2 protein-coding genes are annotated in these 3,844 nt (G+C 38.0%); both read right to left on the bottom strand.

Annotation, left to right across the window (positions count from 1 at the left end; all coding sequences use genetic code 11):
* Positions 1 to 3,478: SpvB/TcaC N-terminal domain-containing protein (locus tag DC53_RS00275; protein WP_033032408.1), on the bottom strand; the 3,478-nt coding region annotated here is incomplete at its 3' end.
* Positions 3,479 to 3,650: 172 nt separating this feature from the next.
* A partial coding sequence (locus DC53_RS0120890) for an efflux RND transporter permease subunit (RefSeq protein ID WP_033032406.1) occupies positions 3,651 to 3,844 on the bottom strand: 194 nt, incomplete at its 5' end.

Genomic DNA, 3,844 nt, shown 5'->3' with positions numbered 1-3,844 from the left:
TAAAGCCCATAAAACCACGGCCTTGGGCATTATAAACAGAACCTAAATAATTATAGCTGCGCTCATTCGTACCGCCAACCCCATTACTTTGTTTAAAACTAGTTACTACATACATTGATGAGGCAAAATTAAAGTATCCATTACCATTAACTATATCGCTCGAGAGTAAATCGTAATCAAGTTCATTACTTGAAAGCGGCCTTAAACGCCATTGTGATTTAACACCTAAGCCATTTTCAACACTTTCAATGAGATCTGCTGGTGCATAATCGCTATTTGTAATTCCACTACCTGAGCCATAATTTCTACTTATAAAAATTCCGTAATCACTTTTATATTGCACAAATTCATTACCAAGAGATGCATCATTAAATGTTGTTAATTTCCCCGCTGAATAATTTCTTCTATGATTAAAAACTAGGGAAGGGATACCTGTACCAAACACATCAATAAAAGTTGATTGATAGGCATGCCCAAGATAATTTGTTGGCTCTCTTCGAACTGAAAAACTATTACCTACTCCCTGTTCAAAATAAATAGCATCAAATCTATAAATGCTATTATCAACCGACTCACTGTTGATTGAAGTTATAGAACCAACATCTGAAGAGCTAAATCGCGAGCCGTATAGTTCATCGCCACAACGATTTTTAGTCCCTCCAATTTGACTTGGTATTAACGCACATGATTCATATATCCTCTCACCAGGTACAAGTACCTCTGGTACCCCATCATTATTAATATCTTGTACTTTAAATGCCCCCATAAATTTAGGAATATACCTTGTGTCAACTTCATTATTGCTAAGTCGTATATACGAAAAACGAGTTTCAAAAGGGTTAGAACCTAAGTTAATTTCGTTTTGAGCAAAATTCCCTCCCCCAATGTTTAGTCTAGCAACTAACTTTATCGACGGTGTTGTACGCCACCCAATCCAGTCGCTTAACCCGTCCCCATTTATATCAATAAAATATGAAAAAACCGGATGTAAATCTTGATAATCACCATTATAAAGTATATCTAAATCATCTAAACCAACATTTGAAAAGTCACTGCCGCTATTGACTAATAAACTAGTTGGTATAGCTTGTGGATAAGGGTTATCTCTTGAAGCACCGCTGTCAGTTTTTATTATATCGGGCAGACCATTACCTGTCATATCTCCCATAAATTGAAAGCCTCGTCCTAGTATATTGGATGTTCCTTTACGTATTAAACCATAACTACCTATATACTGACTTTCACTATATGGACGCTGAACTAAACCCGTGTGATAATAAAGTTTTAAAGACACCCCGCCTGAATTTGATGAATCATAAACCATCAGGTCAGGCCATCCATCACCGTTGTAATCTGCTATATGAACAGGGTGACTATCAGCTATGCCCAAGTTGGCACTATTTCCTAGCTCTACATTAGTAGTGACCATTCCACCATTTGTATATTTAATTACCATTAGCCCATTAACATTTGACCAATCATCACTTTTACCATCCATGTTAAAGTCACCATCAACGCAAATTAATTGCCTGTTATAGCTGTTTTGATAGCAAGGGTTAAACGCCAAATTGTTATATGAAGAAAGTTCAGCCTCAGCATTAAGGTAAACTCCTGGCCAATCTCTTACTCCATCGCCATTTAAGTCGCCTTGAGGTATATGCTCAAATAAATTTAAAATATTAGGAAATAGCCTTTCTCCATTAGCCAAGCTTAGCGTATTTAACGCAACTGTTTGTTTATTATCACTCCAATCAATGTTCGTTATTGAAAAACAATTATCTGCACCTTCACACTGCTGAACTTTATTTAATAGATCTCTATTTGAAGTTCGACTTAAGGTATAAGTTAAGTCATAAGACCTAACTACTTGGCCATTATTTTCAACATTAATTGCTTTTAGCTGCTGTGATGATGAGTAATTTCCTCCTGCTATATAACCACTTTTAAACCTGTTATTACTTTCGTAAGCGAAAGTAATTGATTGGCTCCCTTTTGAACTAATACCATTTCCTGTGTAAGCTATTCCACTTAATAGCGTTTCACCGACTCCAAACTCTTCATATTTATAATGAATATAATTTTTCGCAGTAGCATCATGTTGATATTCAATTAACCACGAATACGCAGTACTTTTACCACCATGCACTAAGCGTGAATTGCTGGTTTTACCAAAATAAGCAACATGCCCATTTTTATATTCGGCTTTAAACCACGTCGACGTGCCATTAAGAGAACCGCTTTGCGTAACGCGAGTGAAGCTATCTATTTCTGTGCGATATTCAGTGCCTGAATTACCATAAGAGCCTAATGTTGCGATTAAACGTTGACCGTCTAGGCACAAACGGTCATTACTGTTGTATTGTGGGTTTTGACTAAAACCATCTTGTGCATAAGTTGCAGCGCAGCGTGTAATACTTGAACCTGCTGTTAATGACCAACCCACACCGGCTATACCCTTACCGCTTCGTGATGAATAATTGAGCGATACTTCCGGCTGCATGCCTACACGCCCTGGCGGTAATTCAATAGGAATGTGGTAGGTTGCTGCGCCACCATCAACCCCGGCTTGACCCTTAATAGCTCCCACACCACTAACCGTTGGCGACCCCACCTGTTCGAACTCCAACTCATTATTAGGCGTTATTGCTGCCAACGCTGCAAACTGAGAGGTTTGTTCCAAAATTGTATAATCTTGAAGCACCACATCACTATCAGGCCAACCTGACTTTATTGCTTTAGCGCACACGCGTTGACTGCGCGTTAAATTAAATGCACTTGTATAGCTCAGCCAGCTACCGTTATCGCAACTTGTACCGTTATTAACTAGCTTATACTTGACTGTGTAACTTGAACTAATTGATATTGCCGTACCGGAAAGGATTGATTCTGAGGCAGGAGTAATACTGGGTTTTTCTAACTTAGGTTTTGCAGGAGCTGTAATAACAGGGCCTACCAAGTAATCACTATAAATAATTTTCCTTGGCCCTACCTCTGTTTTAGAATAATCAGTCCCAGCTTTAACTCTAAACCGGTAGCTGGCATAGTTAGTTAATGCAAAGTGGTAAATTTTTCCTGTAGTTGTTGCAACAACCCTATAAGCACCGCCAGCTTCAGATACTTCAACAACAAAGTGCGTAGTAAGATTGCAATTACCATTACAAGGCAGAATACTGAAAGTATTTTTACTCTGGCTTTCAAGAGCTCCATTGAAAATTTTTGCAGAAAAAGTATTCAGTTCGCCACCATCATTAACTCCCCAATCCCAAGAGACAGATATAGCGTTATCACTTTTGCTATAATTAAAATTAGTTGGTGCAAAAGGGGCATAACTAATACCACCGAATGGGGGCCGTAAGGTAAAATCAGCGAGAGTAAAACTTGAATTACTCAACGTAAAACACGAATAACTAAGTGTGAGTAAATAAAAACAGGTAAACAGTGCTTTTTGTATAATATGCTGCCAGTGTAAATACTTCATTATTCGTTCCTTAAATAAAACCACCGTTCATTATTCACAAAAAAAAACAAATGAACATAATGAGTTATCATTAATTTAACAAATTAAAAACATCTAATTAGCGATAATGAAGGTATTCTAAAAACAACTCTGGTATGTAGGGAATAAATACTTGACTTACTCCCTAATACTTTTACAAATCTCGCTTACGCCACAGTAGGTAAACCGCAGGAATAACAAGTAAAGTAAGTACAATTGCACTGCCCATACCGCCAACCATAGGCGCTGCTATTCGGCTCATTACTTCGCTTCCGGTGCCCGTGCCATAAAGCACAGGCAGTAAGCCAATAATAATTGTCGCAACTGTCATCATAACTGGGCGTACTC

The organism is Pseudoalteromonas fuliginea (genome assembly GCF_000690055.1).
Taxonomy (GTDB): domain Bacteria; phylum Pseudomonadota; class Gammaproteobacteria; order Enterobacterales; family Alteromonadaceae; genus Pseudoalteromonas; species Pseudoalteromonas fuliginea.
Note: the sequence above shows the minus strand (reverse complement) of the source record. Positions and strands in the feature narration are given on the sequence as shown.